Source organism: Streptomyces galbus (genome assembly GCF_005280195.1).
Classification (GTDB): Bacteria; Actinomycetota; Actinomycetes; order Streptomycetales; family Streptomycetaceae; genus Streptomyces; species Streptomyces galbus.
Map to the genome: position 1 here is coordinate 244,848 of NZ_SZPR01000011.1, position 18,629 is coordinate 263,476.

An 18,629-nucleotide genomic window follows, 5' to 3' on the forward strand; every position below is an offset into this window, starting at 1 on the left:
GGTGTCTAAGGTGATCAGGTGAGCGAGCAGAGGGGCCCGGACGACGGGCCGGTGGCGCGGCGCGTGGTCGTCGCCGGTGCGGGCATGGCCGGAGTGCAGACCGCGGTCGCGCTGCGCGAGCAGGGCTTCACCGGCACGGTGACCCTGATCGGCGCCGAACCCCACCAGCCCTACGACCGGCCCCCGTTGTCGAAGGCCGTGCTGCTCGGCACGGCCGAGGGCTCCGCCTTCGACGTCGACTTCGACGCCCTCGGCATCGAGCTGGTCCTCGGCCGCGAGGTCACCGGCCTGCGCCCCGCCGACCACGAGCTGGACACCGCGGCCGGACCGGTGCCGTACGACGTGCTCGTCCTGGCCACCGGCGCCGAGCCGGTGCGGCTGCCCGGCGCGGAGGGCGTGCCCGGCGTCCACCTGCTGCGCACCCTGGACGACGCCGAGCGGCTGCGCCCGGTGCTCGCCCGGCAGCACGACATCGTGGTCGTCGGCGCCGGCTGGATCGGCGCCGAGTTCGCCACCGCCGCGCGCGAGGCGGGCTGCGCGGTCACCGTCGTGGAGGCCGCCGACCGCCCGCTGGCCGGCGCGCTGCCGCCCGAGGTCGCCGCCCCGATGGCCGCCTGGTACGCCGACGCCGGCGCCGACCTGCGCACCCACGCACGCGTGGCGCGCGTCGAGCCCGGTGCGGTGCTCCTCGACGACGGCACCCGGCTGCCCGCCGGCGCCGTCGTGGTCGGCATCGGCGCCCGCCCCGCCACCGCCTGGCTGGCCGGCTCGGGCGTCGAGCTGGGCGCGCACGGCGAGGTCGTGGCCGACGCCGGGCTGCGCACCTCGGTGCCCGACGTGTACGCGGTCGGCGACTGCGCGTCCTTCCCCTCCGCCCGCTACGGCGAGCGCCTGCTCGTCCACCACTGGGACAACGCCCTGCAGGGCCCGCGCACGGTCGCGGCGAACATCCTCGGCGAGGCCACCGGTGAGGCCCCGCAGGTGTACGACCCGGTGCCGTACTTCTGGTCGGAGCAGTTCGGCCGGTTCGTGCAGTACGCCGGCCACCACGACGCGGCCGACGCCACCCTGTGGCGCGGTGACCCGTCCGGCCCCGCCTGGACGGTGTGCTGGCTGCGCGGGGGCCGGCTGGTCGCCCTGCTGGCCGTCGGCCGTCCGCGGGACCTGGCCCAGGGCCGCCGCCTGATCGAGTCGGGCACCCCGATGAACCCGGCCCTGCTCACCGACCCGGCGCGCCCCCTGAAGAAGGCCACGGCCGCCTGACCGGGACCGTTGTACCCCCGTCCGCGAACCGGGCGCCCCCACCGGACGGCCACCGACACATCGCGGCCGGGCCCGTCGAGCGCCTACCCTGGGACCCGTGACCGAGATTGACGCGAACATCGATGCTCTCGTGCCCGACTGGCTCACCCTCCCCGACATCGCCGAGATGCTCGGCGTCGAGGTGACGCGTGTGCGGCAGCTCGTCAAGGAGGGCCAGCTCATCGCCGTACGCCGCGGCGAGAACAAGGCGCTGCACGTCCCCGCCGCCTTCATCGACGGGGACAAGGTGGTGAAGGGCCTGGTCGGCACCCTGACGCTGCTGCGGGACGACGGCTTCACGGTCGAAGAGATGATCGAGTGGCTGTTCACCCCCGACCCGAGCCTGCCCGGCACGCCCGCGCAGGCGCTGAGCGAGAATCGCGGCACGGAGGTGAAGCGCCGGGCCCAGGCGCTCGCCGTCTGATCCCACGCACCGCACACCGCCGGGCGCGCGGCGGCACCCGCCGCCGTGCGCCCGCCCACCGGGGGGACCCACGCATGTCCGACACCGCCCGCGCCCGCCTCGCCGACGCCCGCCTCTACCTGTGCACGGACGCCCGCAGGCGCCAGGGCGACCTGCCGGAGTTCCTCGACGCGGTCCTCGCGGCCGGCGTGGACATCGTGCAGTTGCGCGACAAGGGCATGGAGGCCGGCGAGGAGCTGGAGCACCTGCGGGTGTTCGCGGACGCCTGCGCCCGACACGGCCGGCTGCTCGCCGTGAACGACCGAGCGGACGTCGCCCACGCCGCCGCCTCCGACGTCCTGCACCTCGGCCAGGGCGACCTGCCCGTGCCCGCGGCCCGCGCGATCCTGGGGCCGGACGTGCTCATCGGCCGCTCCACGCACAGCGCCGCCGAGGCGGAGGCCGCCGCCGTCCAGGAGGGCGTGGACTACTTCTGCACCGGCCCGTGCTGGCCCACCCCCACCAAGCCGGGGCGCCCCGCGCCCGGTCTCGGCCTGGTCCGCCACACCGCCGCCCTCGGCACCGACCGCCCCTGGTTCGCCATCGGCGGCATCGACCTGGACACCCTCGACGAGGTGCTGGAGGCGGGGGCCCGGCGGGTCGTGGTCGTCCGGGCGATCGCCGAGGCGGACGACCCGGGCGCGGCGACGGCGGAGCTCGCGAAGCGGCTGCGGTCGGTGTGACGCCCTGACGTCGTGACGCCGGGTGCCGTCCAAGGGATGGACAGGGACCCGGCAAATCGGGCAAATTTCCGGCGTCCGGTTGGGTGACCGCCCACCCCTGGCTAACCTGCGGGTATGGCCCTCGGCACCGCATCCATCAGGTCGGACCACGCGCGCACCGTCCGCGACATGCTCGCGACCGGCAAGACGACGTTCTCCTTCGAGTTCTACGCCCCGAAGACCCCGAAGGGCGAGCGGAACCTGTGGAACGCGCTGCGCCGGGTCGAGGCCGTGGCCCCCGACTTCGTCTCCGTGACGTACGGCGCCGGCGGCTCCACCCGCGCCGGCACCGTCAAGGCCACCGAGGCCATCGCCTCGGACACCACGCTCACCCCGATCGCCCACCTCACCGCCGTCGACCACTCGGTGGCCGACCTGCGCAACATCATCGGGCAGTACGCGGACGCCGGGATCCGCAACATGCTCGCGCTGCGCGGTGACCCGCCGGGCGACCCCATGGGCGAGTGGGTGCCGCACCCCCAGGGCCTGACCTACGCCGCCGAACTCGTCGAGCTGATCAAGGCGTCCGGCGACTTCTGCGTGGGCGTCGCTGCCTTCCCCGCCATGCACCCGCGCTCCGCCGACCGGGACGCCGACGTGCGCCACTTCGTCGACAAGTGCCGCGCGGGCGCCGACTACGCGATCACCCAGATGTTCTTCCAGCCGGAGGACTACCTGCGGCTGCGCGACCGGGTCGCGGCCGCCGGCTGCGACACCCCGATCATCCCCGAGGTCATGCCGATCGCCAGCGTCAGGACGCTGGAGCGCATCGCGTCGCTGACCAACGCCGCCTTCCCCACTGCGCTGAAAGAGCGGATCCTCACAGCAAAAGACGATCCGTCCGCTGTACGCTCCATTGGCATCGAGTTCGCCACGGAGTTCTGCGCACGGCTGCTGGCCGAGGGAGTGCCCGGACTGCACTTCATCACGCTCAACAACTCCACGGCGACGCTGGAAATCCACGAGAACCTCGGTCTGCACCACCCACCGCAGGCCTAGACCGCTCGCACGGTCGTACGACACACTGCGTAACGGTCACCGGGAGAGGGGCGTACATGGGCTGGGCGGTCCTCTACATCGCATTCGGCATCGTCGCACTGTGGCTGCTCGGCGAAGTGCTGCTGCAGTACAAGGCGCGGCTGCGCTGGCGGCTGCTGGCCTTCGGCGGGTTCCTCGGTGTCGTCGTCGGCGTGCTGATCCCGTCCGTCGTCGTCATCGGCCTGGGAGCCGCCGCGTTCGCGGTCGGGCAGACCTACGTGACGCTGTCCTTCCGCCGCGGCTTCGAGGCCGGCTGGGCCGTCAAGCGCCCCGAGGCCGGAACCGTCCCCGCCAAGCGCCGCCGCGGCAGGGCGGAGCGCCAGGAGCCCGCCCTGGAGGTGTCCGACCTCCAGGCCCCGCCCCACGGCGCGGGCGACGACGACCCGTACGGCACCGGCGCCACGGCGTACGACACCGCGAAGAGCGCCTACGACGCCTACGACGACGACCACGACGACGTGTTCACCCCGGCCTCCGACCGGCCGGTGGCCGACGGTGCCACCGCCGTCTACGAGCCGCAGCCCCTCCCGGACGACACCGGCTCCTACGGCGTCTACGGCGACGGCCGCACCGGCGAGCAGCAGCCCCAGGACCAGTACGCCACCGCCGCCCAGGGCGCAGACGCCTCCTACGGCTACGACGCCTACCAGGGCTACGGCCAGCAGCCCTACGGCGGCGCCTACGACGCCACCGGCCAGCAGCAGTACGCCGCCTACTCCGACCCGTACATCGGCACCCAGGGCTACGGCGGCACGTACGACACCGGCTACGCGCAGGGCCAGTACGGCCAGCAGGGCTACGGCGACCCGTACGGCACCGGCGGCTACGGCGGCGAGACCCCGGCCGGCGGGGTGTGGGTGCCGCAGCAGCGCACCACCGACGACCCGCTGGGCGGCGGCGAACTGCCCCCGGAGCAGCCCTACGGCTACCAGGGCGACGGGCAGCAGGGCCAGGAGCAGGGGCAGGGGCACGGCCACGGCTTCGACGAGCAGTACCGCTTCTGACGCTCCGTCACCGCCCGGTGGCGTCCTGACGCGGCGTCACGGAGCTCACTGGGAACCCCGGAAGTCCGGTCCCTCCACGATCAGTCCGGCCACCAGCGCGCCCGACATGCCCGCGTGGGGCAGCCCGCCGCCCGGGTGCGCCCAGCCCCCGACCCGGTGAAGACCGGGCAGCCGCGTGGAGTTCGACGGGCGCAGGAACCGGCCCCCGCCGGCGGCCAGCGCGGGCGCGGGCACCTCCCCGTGCGCGGTGCCGGTCTCCTGCGCGGTGTGCAGGGGCGTGTGCGCCTCGTGCCACAGCAGCCGCTCCCGCAGCCCGGGCACCGCCGTGCCGGCGGCCTCCAGCACCAGCTCCGTCCAGCGCCGCACGGTGTGCTCGTCCGTCCAGTCCGCGCCCGCCGGCACCACCGCCGTGGCGGTCGCCGACTCGTGGGCGTCGTCCGGCCGCAGCGCGGGGTCGTCGGGGCGCAGCACGGTCACCGTCGGGGACGACGGTGCGTCACCCCCGGGGGAGGCGAGGAAGTCGGCCTCGGCGTCCGGGTCGGGCGCGTGGACGACCGTGCGGTGCGCGGCCCCCGCCTCGCGCCCGCCGCGCAGCGCCAGCAGCAGGGTGAACCGCCCGGGCACGGCCGCCTCCGGGTCGGTGCGTACGTCGCCCTCCGCGTCCAGCGGACGGTCCGTCAGGGCCCGCAGCCGCGCGGGAGGGACGCCCGCGACGACGTGGTCCGCCTCGGCCACCGTGCCGTCGCCGGAGCCCGGGCCGCCGGCCAGCTCCACCCCTGCGGCCCGGCCGTCCCGCGTCACGATCCGGGTCACCTCCGCGCCGAACACGAACTCGACCCGGCGCTCCAGGCACCGCTCGTACACCGCGCGCGCCAGCTCCCGCAGCCCGCCGCGCACGTACCAGGTGCCGAAGGCGTGCTCCAGGTACGGCAGCACGGCCGCGCTCGCCGGAGCCGTGCGCGGATCGAGGCCGTACGCGAGCGCGTGGCTCGCCAGCAGGGCCGCCAGGCGCTCGTCGCGCAGCTCCCAGGCGCCGATCTCGGCCAGCGTGCCCGCCCGCCGGGTGCGCAGCAGCCGCTTGTGCGGCACGGCCGGGTACGGCTCGCGCCCGGCCAGCACCTGCCAGTCGGGCCACAGCGGCTCCTCCAGCAGCGGCCGGCGCGTGCGGTCCCACGCCTCGCGGGCCCGCACCAGGAAGTCGCCCCAGCGCTGCCCGGCGCCCGCCCCCAGGGCCTCGTCCAGCGCGGCGACGACGCCCGCGCGTGAGGCGTTGGGCAGGGACACGCGGGTGCCGTCCGCGAAGACGTGCCGGGAGGACGGGTCGACCTGCACCAGCTCGACGACGTCCTCCAGCGGCCGCTTGCCCGTCTTGACGAACAGGTCGCGGTACACCGCGGGCAGGTGCAGCAGCCCGGGGCCGGTGTCGAAGGCGAACCCGTCCCGCTCGACGCGGCGCAGCGCACCGCCGTAGGTCTCCGTCCGCTCGTACACCGTCACCCGGTGGCCCGCGACGGCCAGCCGGGCGGCGGCCGCCAGGGCGCCCGTCCCGGCGCCGATCACCGCAATCCGTGCCATGCCCGCGACTCTATCCGCCGCCACCGACAACGCCGCCGCGGGCCTGACCAGCGCCGTCGCGGGGCGCGGTGCCCCGGCGGGGGAGCCTCACCAGGGCGGGGCCCCGGTCGGCGGCCCCACGAGGCGCCGCTCCTCGCGCCGCCGGGCCCGGCGGCGCAGGAACCGGCGGATGCGGGACACCAGGAAGCACAGCGCCACCAGGCCGAGCAGCAGCAGGGTGCCGGCGATCACGGCGGCCGCCACGGGGTGGAACACCGCGAACGCGACGAGCGCGCCCACCCCCAGGTCCTCCGCGATGCTCACGACGATGTTGCTGAACGGCTCCGGCGAGGTGTTCACCGCCATCCGCGTGCCCGCCTTGACGGCGTGGCTGGCCAGCGCGGTCGAGCCGCCGACCAGCCCGGCGGCCACGTCGGAGAGCGAGCCGCTGTGCCCGGCCAGCAGCGCGCCGACCCAGGCGCCGGCGGCCGGGCGGACCACCGTGTGTGCCACGTCCCACGCCGAGTCGACGTAGGGGACCTTGTCGGCGACCGCCTCGCACAGGAACAGCACGCCCGCGATGACGAGGACCTCGGGACGCTGCAGCGCCGCCGGGACGTCGTCGCTCAGGCCGGTCGCGCCGAGCACGCCGAGCAGCAGCACCACCGCGTAGGCGTTGACGCCGCTGGCCCAGCCACTGGTGAAGACCAAGGGGAGTACGGACACGCAGGCGATCGTAGCCAGCCGGACCGGCCGCGTCCCGGGGTCGGGCGGACAGCCGTGAGTATCCCTACCTAGTGACGGGTTGAGTATCCGCGCGGATGGGGGGCGGCCGGCCCGCACGGGAGAGTGGAGGCACGGGAAGGGGCACGGCTCCGGCACCGCCGGCACGGGGCGGCGGAACGGCGCCGGCCCTCGACCCGCCCTCGCCGCCGGCCCGCTCAGCCCTTGCCGCTCACCCGGCCCTGCAGCAGCCGGGACAGGGCCGCGTGCACGTCGTCCAGGGACCGCTCCGGCTGGAACGCCTGCCAGTCCAGGGCCGCCACCAGCACCATGCCGACCAGCGCGGCCGCCGTCAGCGGCACGTCGATCTCGTCGCTGAACTCGCCGAGCTCGATGCCCTCGCGCAGCACGCCCTCGACGACGGCGACCGCCTCCTGCCGGACCACCAGCAGCGTCGACTGCCAGGCCCGGTTGGTGCGCCACAGCTCCGCCACGTAGAGCTGGGTGAAGGCCGGGTAGCGGTCGATGAACACGAGTCCGGCGCGGATCATCGCGTCCAGGGCGTCGACCCGGGTGCCGCCCCCGCGCGCGGTGCGCTCCGCCGCCTCCCGCAGGGACGCCGTGAGCAGGCCCACGCCGTGCCGCAGCAGCTCCTCGAAGAGGACCGACTTGCTCGCGAAGTTGTAGTAGACGGTGCCCTTCGCGACGCCCGCCCGCTCGGCGATCTCGTCCACGGTGGTGGCGGAGAAGCCCTGTTCGGCGATGAGGGTGACCGCCGCCTCGTAGAGCTTCTGCCGGGTGGCCTCGCGGCGGCTGCGGCCGCCCGGGGTGGTGCTGCTGTCCATGGCCCCGATTGTCACAGGAACCCGACCGTGCGGACGCCGCTCCTTCACAGGCTCAGCTCCGGGTGCAGCCGGTCCAGGGTCCACACCTGGCGCCGGCGGGCCGACAGGGCGGTGAGCGCGAGGGCGCCCGCGGTGAAGGCGACGAGCACCCCGCACGCGTGCCACACCGGTGCCAGACCCCCGCCCGTGACGAGCCGGCGCAGGGCCTCCACGACGTAGCTCATCGGGAGGAACGGGTGCAGGGCGGAGAAGAAGCCGGGGCTGGTCTGCACCGGGTACGTGCCGCCCGCCGAGGTCAATTGGAGCATCAGCAGGGCGAGCACCAGGATCCGGCCGGCCGGGCCGAAGCGCGCGTTGAGCCACTGCACCAGCGCCGCGAAGCAGGTCGCGACCAGGAAGAGGAAGCCCACCGTGCCGGCCGCCCGGACCATCCGCAGGCCGATCGCCCAGTGCAGCACGGCCATCAGGGCCGTCGTCTGGAGCACGCCGACCGCGACCACCGGCAGCCAGCCCGCCAGCGCGATCCGCCACGCCGGGGCGCCCGCGGCGAGCGCGCGCCGGTTGAGCGGCGGGATCAGCATGTAGGCCACCATGGCGCCCACCCACAGCGACAGCGGGATGAAGTACGGGGCGAAGCCGGTGCCGTAGTTGGGCGCCCGGTGCAGGTCCTGCGAGGCGAGCCGCACCGGGTCGGCCATCACGGAGGTGCGGGCGTCGCGTTCTCGCTCGTCGTAGTCGGGGATCTTCGCGGCGCCGTCGTGCAGGCCCCCGGCCAGCCGGGAGGAGCCGTCGGCCAGCTTGTACATGCCGCCGCTCAGGTCGTCCGCGCCGGTCTCCAGCCTGCCGACGCCCTGGTCCAGCGCTGTCGCGCCCTTGTCGGCGGTGCCGAGCCCGGTGTGCAGCTTCTTCGCGCCCTCGGCGACCTTGCCGGCGCCGTCGTTCAGCGCGTTGACCTTCTTGACGGCGTCGTCGAGGTCCTCGGTGAGGTGCGGGGCGCGGTCGGCGAGCGCCCGGGCCTGCCGCTGCAGGACCGTCAGGTCGGTCTTCATGGCCGCCAGGTCGCCGTCCTGGTCGGCGACCAGCGTGTTCAGGTCGTCGGCGACCGTCGCCACGTCGGCCGCCGCGTCCTTGGCCTTGCCGAGGTCCGCGCAGGCCGGGTCGGGCGGCGCCGGCTTCTCGCAGCGCGCGGTGTAGGTCCCGGACAGCAGGCCGGAGGCGGTGTGCGCGGCCTCGGCGGCGGCCGGGGCCCGCTTCACCAGCGTGTCGAGGTGGTCGCGGACGGTCTGCGCGCCGTCGGCGACCAGTCGGGCGGTGTCGCCGATCGCCTCCTCGTGGTCCGCGAGGAACGGCCGCACGGCCGCCGAGACCCCGTTGACCTTGTCGGCGAGCTGCTGCGTGCCGTCCGCGACCCGCCGCGAGCCGGTCTCCAGGTCGCCCGCCGCGGTGTCCAGCGTGCTCACCCCCTTGGCCAGCTTGTCGCTGCCGTCCTTGGCCGTGGTCAGCCCGTCGGCGAGGGCCTGTGACCCCTTCTCGGCCTTGCCGATGCCGCCCTTGAGGTCGTCGGCGCCGTCCGCGGCCTTCTCGGTGGCGCCGTGCAGGTCGGAGAACGAGATGAAGATCCGGTCCAGGAAGGACCGGGCGGCCTTCGTGGACGCGGCGGAGCGCACCTCGTGGAACACCGTGCGGGAGATCTGCCCGACGATGTAGTTGTTGGCGTCGTCGGTGCGCACCTGGAGGGCGCCGGTCTCGGGCGTGTCGCCCGCGCTGGAGGCGATCCGCCGACTGAAGTCGGCGGGCACGGTCAGCGACAGGTAGTACCGGCCGTCCGCCACGCCCGCGCGTGCCTCACGGGCACTCACCTCGTGCCAGTCGAAGGTGCGGCTCTCGCGCAGCCCTTCGGTGAGGTCGGCGCCGGCGTCCAGCCGCTCGCCGCCGACGCGCGCGCCCCGGTCCTCGTTCACCAGCGCCACGGGGATGCGGTCGAGCCGCCCGTAGGGGTCCCAGAACGACCACAGGTACAGCGCGCCGTACAGCAGGGGCAGCAGCAGGAGCGCCACCAGCGCGGCCCGCGGGAGCCGGCCCCGGCCGAAGCGCCGCAGCTCAAGAGCGGCCAGTCTCGACAAGCGCATCGCCGGCCTCCTCGTCCTCGTCCTCGTCCTGGTTCTCGTCCGCGTCGTCGGTGGACGCCACCACGGCGTCCTGCGGTGCCTCGGCGCACACGGCGACCACCGTCGTGCCGTCCTCGGTGAGGGAGCGCAGCAGCTCCCACACCTCGGCCCGCTCGTCCGGCGAGAGCTTCAGGTCGACGTCGTCCACGCCGAGCAGCCGCGGCCGTCCGACCAGCGCGAGCGCCACCGACAGCCGCAGCGCCTCCACCCGCTCCAGGTCCCGTACGGCGGTGCGCGGGCCCTTGGGCAGCGCCCGGGGGTCCAGCCCGGCGGCGTCCAGGGCGCGGTCGATCCGCTGCCGCGCCGCACGCGCGCGGTCCCGGCGCGGCCGCAGCAGCCCCCGTACGGAGTCCCCGAACCGCCGCTGGAGCAGGGCGCGCTCGCGCAGGTGCTCGGCGACGGTGAGCGCGGGGTCGAGGTCGGTCACGCCGGGCACGTGGGCCAGTGCGCTCACCCGCCGCACGGCGGCCATCCGGCGGGGCAGCGCCAGCCCGCCGACCAGGGCCGTGCCCTCGGTGGGCCGCATCCGTCCGGTCAGCGTGAGCAGCAGGCTCGTGCGGCCGGACCCGGAGGCGCCGGCCACGGCGACGAGCGCACCGGGCTCCGCCGCGACGCGCACCCCCCGGTACGCCCAGCCGCGCGGGCCCCTCAGCCCGAGACCGCGGACGTCGAGGGAAAGCCCGCCCGCCCCCGACGCCGTGGCCGCCCCCGATGCCGTGGCCGCGCCGCTGTCCCGTTCCGGACCGGCGCTGTCGTGTGCCCCCATGCGCACCCCTCCGGCCGCGCGGCCCCCGGGCGGCACCTTTTGAACTGACTGGTCAGTTCAGAAACTAGCCCGAACGGCCCTTCGAGGCAAAAGCCCAGCTCAGAACGGATTGTCAGTGCCATACCTCACGATGGGGGCATACGGCCACAGTGCCGACCCAGACGACAGGAGGTTCGTCATGGCCAGCTACCACGCTGCCGCCGCCCGCCGGCGCCGCGCCCCCGGCCCTGCCCCCTCACTGACCGGCCCGGCGAGCGACGTGCACCCCGTGCTGCGCCGGGCCACCGCCCCGCCCGCCGCGCTCGACCTGCTGGCCCAGGCCCGCGCCGGACTGGACGAGGCGGCCGTCCTCGAAACACCCAACGAGCGGTACGCGACGGCCCACCTCGCCGCCCTGCGCACCGCCGCCGCCGTCCTCGCCGCGCGGGGCCGCCCGGAGACCTCGGCGCGACGCCGGGCCCGCATCCGGAGCGCCTGGGAAGTGCTCCCCGAGATCGCGCCCGAACTCGCCGAGTGGAGCGCGCTGTTCGCCTCCGGGGCCGCCCGCCGCGCCCGCGCCGAGGCGGGCATCCCCGGCGCGGCCGGACGCCGGGACGCCGACGACCTCATACGCGACGTGGCGATGTTCATCCGCCTCGTCGAGCGCATGCTCGTCACGCAGCCGGTCCTGCCCCAGCCCCGGCAGGACCGGGACGAGCGGAGTGACCGCGGGGAGCGAGCGGACCGCGACGACCAGGAGGGCCCGGGAGGGGGCCGCCGACTGCCGGACGCGGGCTGAGGTGACCGCGCCCGCCCGGGACCCGGCGGTGCCGCCGCACGCGGGTGACTTTGCCGGGCGCCCGAGGCAATAGGGTGGAGAGCGCATAAAGCCTTCCCTCCGCAGGCCGGAGCGGGGAGGCAGCCCGTTCGCTCCGCCGCGCAAGAGGCGGTGCCGCGCCGAGGAGTCAACTGCCGTGTCGGATCCGATGCGCCCGCCCGTCTCCCCCCATCCGCACGGGACGTCGCTGCGCCCCGACCCCTCCCGCCCCCGCGCCTCCCTGCGCACCGCCGTGGTCTGGGAGGTCCTCCAGGACGCCCTGGACCGCCGGGTGAAGGCCACCGGCCGCACCTGCCTGGACGTCCTCGACACCGGCGGCGGCAGCGGCAACTTCGCAGTGCCCGTCGCCCGCCTGGGCCACCGCGTCACCGTCGTCGACCCCAGCCCCAACGCGCTGTTCGCCCTGGAGCGCCGGGCCGCCGAGGCCGGCCTCGCCGACCGGGTGCACGGCGTGCAGGGCGACGCCCACGGCCTGTTCGACGTGGTCGAGCGCGGCGGCTACGACGTCGTGCTGTGTCACGGCGTCCTGGAGTACGTCGACGACCCCGTCGAGGGCGTGCGCAACGTCGTCGCCGCCCTGCGCTCCGAGGGGGTGCTGAGCCTGCTGGCGGCGGGCCTCGGCGGCGCGGTCCTCGCCCGGGCGCTGGCCGGTCACTTCAAGGAGGCCCGGCAGGCCCTGACCGACCCGGACGGCCGCTGGGGCGAGGGCGACCCCGTGCCGCGGCGCTTCACCGCCGAGCAGCTCACGGGCCTGGTCGAGCGCGCGGGCCTGCGGGTCGCGGCCGTGCACGGGGTGCGGGTCTTCGCCGACCTGGTCCCCGGCGTGCTCGTCGACACCGAACCGGGCGCGCTGGACGCCCTGCTCAAACTGGAGGAGGCCGCCGCCGAGCTGCCCGCCTTCCACTCGGTGGCCACCCAGCTCCATGTGCTCGGTGAGACCCGCGGGACGGCAGAGGCGTAAGTGCCCGATGGGACGCCAGCGCGTGGAGTCGCCGTTCGTCGCCTCCCGTGTAGAAGCCGCTCATCAGCGGCTCGAGGCTGGATGGAGTACGCCACAGGCCCCCCGTTCGGGCGCTCTGCGCCGTATGATCGAGGGAGACCGCCCCGGCATGACGGGCCGGCCGTTGGGGAATGGAAGCCTCAGCGGGCCGTGACCGCCCATGGCGGGTCCCGGTTGGCCAATTGGCGTAGAGGGGCGGGTTTCACGGGGGCGATTCCCTGCCTATCCTGAAGGGACCCCCCGGGTCGCCCCGGCGACTGCACGATGAGGAGGACTCCGTGCCGCTCTCGGAGCACGAGCAGCGCATGCTCGAGCAAATGGAGCGAGCGCTGTACGCCGAAGATCCCAAGTTCGCGTCGGCGCTCGAGGGAAGCGGGCTGCGTACGTACACCCGGCGGCGGGTCTACCAGGCGGTCGCGGGCTTCCTCGTAGGAATCGCGCTCCTCATGGCCGGTATGGTCGCCCAGCAGGTCTGGCTCAGCGTGGTGGGCTTCCTCGTCATGCTGGGGTGTGCGGTGCTCGCCGTGACCGGCTGGCGCAAGGCCCCCAAGCCGGGCGAGCAGCCGGTACCCGGTGCCGCGCCCGGCCGCGGCCAGGCGCGCCCCAAGCGCTCGGTGATGAACCGCATCGAGGAGCGCTGGCAGCGCCGGCGCGACGAGCAGGGCCACTGACCCGACCGTCCTCCTCCGGGGCGGCCGACAGTCCAGCAGTTCTTCGTCAGGGGGTGACCACCCAGGTGGTCACCCCCTGACGCATGCCCGCCTCCGTCCGCCGCGGCGACGCGACCCCGCACAGCGCTCGGCGCCCGGCCCGCCGGGTTCCCCCAGCGGTCCGGGCGCCGAATCCCTAGGTCGTGTCCGCAAAGTCCCGTCGTCCGCCCGGAGGGCGGGCTCTGCGGCGTCCGGTGCGTGCTCTCGGCGTGCCGGGCGGACGCCCGCGTACTGGCCGTACGCGGGTGTTCGACCGGTGCGGCGGTGGGGGCACCTCCCGCGTGAGCGAAGCCGAGCGTGGGGGAGCGTGCCGGGCGCCGCGGGGCAGGCGCGACTTTGCGGACACGACCTAGGGGCGTCAGCCGTTCTGCTGCTGGCCGCGCGGTGGGCGCACGCGCTGCGTCAGGGCCGTCCAGCGGGCCGCCCAGTCCGCCGTGCGGGCCGTCCAGCGGTCGGAGAGCTCCCAGACCGCCCGCACCGCCGACCTCGGGGCCACCACCGCCCGCAGCCGGGTCCACCGGCCGACCCCGGCCCGCAGGGCCGCCCGCGCGAGGCGGACGTCCTGGGCCAGCCCCGTCCCGGCCCGCGGCCGGGGCGCGAACAGCACCTGCTCCACGGCGCCCGCCACCCGGTGCACCGACCCGGCCGCCGCCGGGTCCAGCCGGCCGAGCCGCACGATCCGCTCGGCCGCCCGGCGCGGAGTGAGCGCGTCGTCCGGGACGATGCCGTAGTCCCAGGCCGTGTCGACCAACTCGCGCCACACCGCCAGCACGTGCGCCACGGCCGCCTCGGTGACCGCCCGCGACGCCCCGTCCGCCGGGGCACCCGGCCCGAGCGGGTCGTCGGCGTCGAACCGCACCGCACCCGCGGGCCCCTCGGACGCCCTCCCCGGGGCACCGGCCGCGGCCGCCGTGTGCTGGGCGGACGCCAGCCGCACCGAGCGCCGCCGGATCCGCCACAGCATCGGCAGCAGCGGCACCCCGAGCGCCAGGAGCCCGAGCACGCTCCACACCGCGATCCGGTACCACGGGATGCCGCTGCCCCCCTGCTGCCCGGTGTCCAGCGGCAGCGCGCCCGCGCAGCCCTCCAGCTTCTTGTCGTCGGCCGAGCAACTGGTGCTCGCCGAGGGCGCCGTCGACGGAGCCGCCTCCGCCGAGCGCGACGACTGCGGCAGGTCCGGGACCGCGTCACCGGAGGTGTCCGGGAGCGTGTACGTGGGCGTCGTCCCGCGCGTCGGCGTCGGCTCGAAGCGGGTCCAGCCGATCCCCTCGAAGTACAGCTCGGGCCACGCGTGGGCGTCCTTCGTGCTGACCGCCACCGTGCCGTCCGCCTGCGGGGAGCCCGGCGCGAAGCCGACCGCGACCCGCGCCGGTATGCCCAGCGTCCGGGCCATCGCCGCCATCGCGAACGAGAAGTGGACGCAGAAGCCCTGCTTGTCGCGCAGGAAGCGGGCGATCGCGTCGGGACCGCTGCCGACCTCCACCTCCGTGTCGTACTGGAAGCCGCCGGTCACCGCGAAGTAGTCCTGGAGGGCGACCGCCTTCTCGTAGTCGTCGGACGCGCCCTGGGTGATCTCGCGGGCCGTGCGGTACACCACCGCCGGCACCGAGTCGGGGACCTTGGTGTACTCCTCGCGCAGCGACCGGGGGGCCTTCGGCGCGGCCGCGAGCTGCTGCGCCGTCGGCTGCACGTCGAGGCTCTTCACCTCGTAGGTCTTGCCGCGGGTGTTTTCGCCGTGGTCGCCGACCAGCGTCATGCCCACCGGTTCGTACCGCCACCTGCCGCCGACGCGCACGTCGCTCGGCGGGTAGGGCATGGGCAGCCAGTCCTGGCCGTACCAGTCGGCGGCCCGGATGCGGGTGGTGATCTCGGTGCGCTTGACGTCCGGGCCGAGGCCCGCGGGCGTGGGCAGCCGGTCCGGGACCTCGACGATGTGCCGCTTGGCCGGCATCCACGTGGTGCCGTCGAAGTCGTCCAGCGACACGATCCGCAGGTACATGTCGGAGAGGTTGTCGGTGCTGGTGCGCAGGGTCAGCGCCGTGCGGTCCTGGTCGATGTTGAGGCTGTCGCGCAGCGACACCAGCGGGTTCACCGCGGAGATCGTGCCCCCGCCGCCCGTGCCCGCGCCTACGCCCGTCCCGGTGCCGTCCAGCAGGCCGCCCTGGACCGCGGGCAGCGGCAGCAGCGGCACCGCCAGGGCCACGCCCAGCGCGACCGCGCCGATGCGCCGCCCGGTGCGCACCGGCGCCACCGGGCCGGTCGGCCCGCCGGGGGTGCGCGGGGCGCCGCCGAAGACGCGCCCCCACTGTGCGAGCCGCTCACGGCCCTCGGCGAGCAGCAGCATCAGGTAGCCGGCCGCGGCGACCACGAACCACAGCCAGTCCGCCGCCCCGTCGGACAGGCCCGCGGCCACCGAGTACAGCGCGAGCAGCGGCAGTCCGGCCGGCGCGGCGTTGCGGTAGGTCACCGCGAGGGTGTCCACCACCAGGCCGATCAGCAGCACCCCGCCGACCAGCATTAGCCGGATGCCGGCGGTCAGCGGGGCCGGGATGGCGTACTGCTGGACGTCGGTCGCGCCCGACTGGAGCAGGTCGCCGATGTGCCGCAGCGCCTGCGGGCCGGGGACCAGCCCGCCCAGCGCGTACTGCCGGGCGAACACCAGGGTCAGCAGCACCACGGTGACCAGCGCCTGCGCGGCCACGGTCAGCGGGCGGGCCAGCGGCACCCGGCGGGTCGCCGCGCCCACCCCGGACTGCACGGCCAGCAGGAAGGCCGCCTGCAGCAGCCAGGTCGCCGGGTCGACCAGGGGCAGCAGGGCGGTGGCCGTCATCAGGGTGGCCGCCGCGGCGCACGCCGTCACCCGGGCCCGTCCGCTGATCATGCCGTCCCCCCTCCGTCCGTGCCCGTCGGGCCGCCCGCCGCCGCGACGACGCCGGTGCGCTCCCGGTCCGCCTGCCGCCACAGCGCCTCCAGGGAGGTGCCCCGGGGTACGCCCAGCGCGGTCCAGCCGGCCTCCCGCAGCATCCTCAGCCGCTCCGTCTGCCTCTTCATCGGATCGGGTGCACCGTTCGGTTCACGCACCCACGTCTCGCTGTCGAGCAGGAAGGCGACGGCGCCGCCGCTGCGCTGGCGCATCCGGGCCGCCACCGCGGCCTGCTCCTCGTCGAGGTCGCCGAAGAAGGCCACCAGCAGCCCCTCGTTGCCCCCGCGCAGCACGTCGTAGGCCCGGGACAGGCCGGTGCCGTCGGAGTGGTCGATCACCGCGAGGGTGTCCATCATCAGGCCGGCCGCGTCGGCGGACTCCTGGTTGGCCCCGGCGAAGCCGTCGGCGCCCTCGCCGGGCACCGAGCTGCCGGTGTCGGTCAGCAGCCGCACCGAGAAGCCCCGCTCCAGCATGTGCACCAGCACCGACGCGGCACCCCCGACGGCCCACTCGAACGCGGAGTCGGGGCCGGCGCCGCGGTAGGCCGGGGCCCGGGTGTCGAGCAGCACCGTGCAGCGGGAGCGCTGGGGCTGCTCCTCGCGGCGCACCATCAGCTCGCCGTAGCGGGCGGTGGAGCGCCAGTGCACGCGCCGCAGGTCGTCGCCGTAGCGGTAGCCGCGGGGGATGACGTCGTCCTCGCCGGCCAGGGCGAGCGAGCGCTGGCGGCCGTCGCCGTAGCCCTTGGCCTCGCCGGCCAGCCGGACCGGGGGGAGCGCCTCGACACGGGGGATGACGGTCAGGGTGTCGGAGCTGGAGAAGGAGCGGGTCAGCTCGCACATGCCGAACGGGTCGGTCAGGCGAAGCTGCAGCGGGCCCAGGGGGTAGCGGCCGCGCAGGTCGGAGCGGACCCGGTAGGACACCTCGCGGCGGCCGCCCGCCTCGACCCGGTCCAGGACGAAGCGGGGGCGCGGGCCGAGGACGTAGGGCACCCGGTCCTGGAGCATCAGCAGGCCGGTGGGCAGCCGCGAGACGTTGTCCATGCGCAGGTGGACGCGGGCCTCGCTGCCCGCGGGCACGCGCGCGGGGGACAGGCGGCGGCTGCCGGCCACCCGGTAGCGGGTGCGGAAGAGGACGGCCGCGCAGACCAGCGGCAGCGCGGCCAGCAGCATCCCGACCCGCAGCAGGTCGGGCTGGCCGAGGACGTAGGCGCAGGCGGCCGCCGCCAGGCCGGCCGCGAGGAAGGAGCGGCCGCGGGTGGTCAGGCCGGCCAGGGCCGTGCGCACACCGCCGGACCGGTCGCTCCGGCCGGTGTCCGCGGGGGCCGCGCCGAGGGTCATCCGAGCCTCCGGGGCGGCTGCTGGCCGTACCCCTGGGGGCCGCCCAGGCCGTAGCCCTGCTGGTGCTGGGGGGCCGCGGGGACCGGCGTGCGCTGGAGGATCTCCTCGACGACCTGCTCGGCGGAGCGGCGGTTGAGCTGCGCCTGGGCGGTGGGCAGTAGACGGTGGGCCAGCACCGGCACGGCGAGCTGCTGGAGGTCGTCCGGGAGGGCGTAGTCCCGGCCGCCGAGGGCCGCGGAGGCCTTGGCCGCGCGCAGCAGGTGCAGCGTCGCGCGGGGCGAGGCGCCGAGTCTGAGGTCGGGGTGGGTGCGGGTGGCGGCGACCAGGTCGACCGCGTAGCGCCGCACGGACTCGGCGACGTGGACCCCGCGCACCGCGTCGACGAGCTTGACGATCTCGTGCGCGTGGGCCACCGGCTGGAGGTCGTCCAGCGGGCTCACCCCGCCGTGCACGTCCAGCATCTGCAGCTCGGCGTCGGGGCTGGGGTAGCCGATGGACAGCCGGGCCATGAAGCGGTCGCGCTGGGCCTCGGGCAGCGGGTAGGTGCCCTCCATCTCGACCGGGTTCTGCGTGGCCACCACCATGAACGGGCTCGGCAGCTCGTAGGACTGCCCGTCGATGGTGACCTGGCGCTCCTCCATGGACTCCAGGAGCGCCGACTGGGTCTTCGGCGAGGCGCGGTTGATCTCGTCACCGATGACGATCTGGGCGAAGATCGCGCCCGGCTTGAACTCGAAGTCGCGGCGCTGCTGGTCCCAGATGGACACCCCGGTGATGTCCGAGGGCAGCAGGTCGGGCGTGAACTGGATGCGCCGCACCGAGCAGTCGATCGACCGGGCCAGCGCCTTGGCCAGCATCGTCTTGCCGACGCCGGGGACGTCCTCGATCAGCAGGTGCCCCTCGGCGAGCAGCACGGTCAGCGAAAGCCGTACGACCTCGGGCTTGCCCTCGATCACTCCCTCCACCGAACTGCGGATGCGCTCCACAGTGGCGGTCAGATCCGTGAGGCTCGCTCGCTCGTCATAGGTCGTCACCGGCCCTCCTCGGCCCGTTCTTCCTCCGGGCCGGCCCTCCGCGCTGCGGCCGGCCCACCCCGAACACGGACGGCACGCGGGAAAAGTTCCGCATGACGCTCCACCCGCATTCTTGCTGCCGTTACCGATTCGTGTCACTCGACTGTGGACAACTGCCCGCGTTATGTCAGGCTCCGCGGCTTTTGGACTCGCCCGTGACAGCGAACCGACCGTGTGCGCGGGG

At 75.3% G+C, this 18,629-nt stretch carries 16 protein-coding genes; 8 read left to right on the top strand and 8 right to left on the bottom strand.

The genetic code is table 11. The features are described from left to right. Nucleotides 1-18 precede the first annotated feature (18 nt). From E4U92_RS12180 to E4U92_RS12200, 5 genes are all read left to right on the top strand, one after another. On the top strand, nt 19-1,263 hold the full coding sequence (locus tag E4U92_RS12180) for an NAD(P)/FAD-dependent oxidoreductase (protein WP_268253518.1): 1,245 nt from the start codon (nt 19-21) through the stop codon (nt 1,261-1,263). Nucleotides 1,264-1,360: 97 nt separating this feature from the next. Next, complete coding sequence (locus E4U92_RS12185; protein WP_137300351.1) at nt 1,361-1,726, top strand: Rv2175c family DNA-binding protein; 366 nt, start codon at nt 1,361-1,363, stop codon at nt 1,724-1,726. A gap of 74 nt (nt 1,727-1,800) precedes the next feature. Continuing rightward, nucleotides 1,801-2,448, top strand: a complete 648-nt coding sequence (gene thiE, locus E4U92_RS12190; protein WP_137300352.1) for a thiamine phosphate synthase — start codon at nt 1,801-1,803, stop codon at nt 2,446-2,448. A gap of 114 nt (nt 2,449-2,562) precedes the next feature. Next, nucleotides 2,563-3,486, top strand: coding sequence for a methylenetetrahydrofolate reductase [NAD(P)H] (gene metF / locus E4U92_RS12195; protein ID WP_137300353.1), 924 nt, complete (start codon nt 2,563-2,565; stop codon nt 3,484-3,486). 56 nt (nt 3,487-3,542) lie between these two features. Further along, nucleotides 3,543-4,529, top strand: a complete 987-nt coding sequence (locus E4U92_RS12200; RefSeq protein ID WP_137300354.1) for an SCO2102 family sporulation regulator — start codon at nt 3,543-3,545, stop codon at nt 4,527-4,529. A 45-nt stretch (nt 4,530-4,574) separates the two neighbouring features. Here the strand turns inward: E4U92_RS12200 and E4U92_RS12205 are convergent, their stop codons facing one another. The 5 genes from E4U92_RS12205 to E4U92_RS12225 form a co-directional block, all read right to left on the bottom strand. Next, entirely contained in the window at nt 4,575-6,104 is a 1,530-nt protein-coding gene (locus E4U92_RS12205; protein ID WP_174863812.1) for a phytoene desaturase family protein, read from the bottom strand. Between the two features lie 87 nt (nt 6,105-6,191). Continuing rightward, the gene (locus E4U92_RS12210) at nt 6,192-6,809 is read right to left on the bottom strand and encodes a DUF4126 domain-containing protein (protein ID WP_137300355.1); all 618 of its coding nucleotides are present in this window, start codon (nt 6,807-6,809) and stop codon (nt 6,192-6,194) included. A 215-nt stretch (nt 6,810-7,024) separates the two neighbouring features. Continuing rightward, nucleotides 7,025-7,651 (bottom strand): TetR/AcrR family transcriptional regulator, encoded by a 627-nt coding sequence (locus tag E4U92_RS12215; protein ID WP_137300356.1) that lies wholly within the window; start codon nt 7,649-7,651, stop codon nt 7,025-7,027. Between the two features lie 44 nt (nt 7,652-7,695). Beyond that, a complete protein-coding gene (locus E4U92_RS12220; protein WP_137300357.1) occupies nt 7,696-9,780 on the bottom strand; it encodes a YhgE/Pip family protein in 2,085 nt (694 codons plus the stop codon). After that, nucleotides 9,752-10,585: an ATP-binding cassette domain-containing protein gene (locus E4U92_RS12225; RefSeq protein ID WP_137300358.1), complete on the bottom strand. Its 834-nt coding sequence runs from the start codon at nt 10,583-10,585 to the stop codon at nt 9,752-9,754. Before E4U92_RS12225 ends, E4U92_RS12220 begins: the two co-directional genes overlap by 29 nt. Nucleotides 10,586-10,763: 178 nt before the next feature. On the opposite strand from E4U92_RS12225, the gene E4U92_RS12230 reads away from it, so the two are divergent. The 3 genes from E4U92_RS12230 to E4U92_RS12240 all read left to right on the top strand — a co-directional run bounded on the left by E4U92_RS12230 (nt 10,764) and on the right by E4U92_RS12240 (nt 13,073). Further along, nucleotides 10,764-11,363, top strand: a complete 600-nt coding sequence (locus tag E4U92_RS12230; protein ID WP_137300359.1) for an SAV_6107 family HEPN domain-containing protein — start codon at nt 10,764-10,766, stop codon at nt 11,361-11,363. A 175-nt stretch (nt 11,364-11,538) separates the two neighbouring features. Then, nucleotides 11,539-12,363 (top strand): methyltransferase, encoded by an 825-nt coding sequence (locus E4U92_RS12235; protein WP_168725099.1) that lies wholly within the window; start codon nt 11,539-11,541, stop codon nt 12,361-12,363. Nucleotides 12,364-12,680: 317 nt separating this feature from the next. Continuing rightward, nucleotides 12,681-13,073 carry a DUF3040 domain-containing protein gene (locus E4U92_RS12240; protein ID WP_137300360.1) on the top strand — a complete coding sequence of 131 codons (393 nt, stop codon included), beginning with the start codon at nt 12,681-12,683 and terminating at the stop codon, nt 13,071-13,073. 397 nt (nt 13,074-13,470) lie between these two features. On the opposite strand, the gene E4U92_RS12245 is transcribed toward E4U92_RS12240, so the two are convergent. From E4U92_RS12245 to E4U92_RS12255, 3 genes are read right to left on the bottom strand one after another with little or no spacing between them, the layout of a single operon-like run. After that, complete coding sequence (locus tag E4U92_RS12245) at nt 13,471-15,990, bottom strand: transglutaminase TgpA family protein (protein WP_137300517.1); 2,520 nt, start codon at nt 15,988-15,990, stop codon at nt 13,471-13,473. Continuing rightward, on the bottom strand, nt 15,990-17,372 hold the full coding sequence (locus E4U92_RS12250; protein WP_137300361.1) for a DUF58 domain-containing protein: 1,383 nt from the start codon (nt 17,370-17,372) through the stop codon (nt 15,990-15,992). Before E4U92_RS12250 ends, E4U92_RS12245 begins: the two co-directional genes overlap by 1 nt. Further along, nucleotides 17,369-18,406 carry an AAA family ATPase gene (locus tag E4U92_RS12255; RefSeq protein ID WP_137300362.1) on the bottom strand — a complete coding sequence of 346 codons (1,038 nt, stop codon included), beginning with the start codon at nt 18,404-18,406 and terminating at the stop codon, nt 17,369-17,371. Before E4U92_RS12255 ends, E4U92_RS12250 begins: the two co-directional genes overlap by 4 nt. Nucleotides 18,407-18,629: the final 223 nt, after the last annotated feature.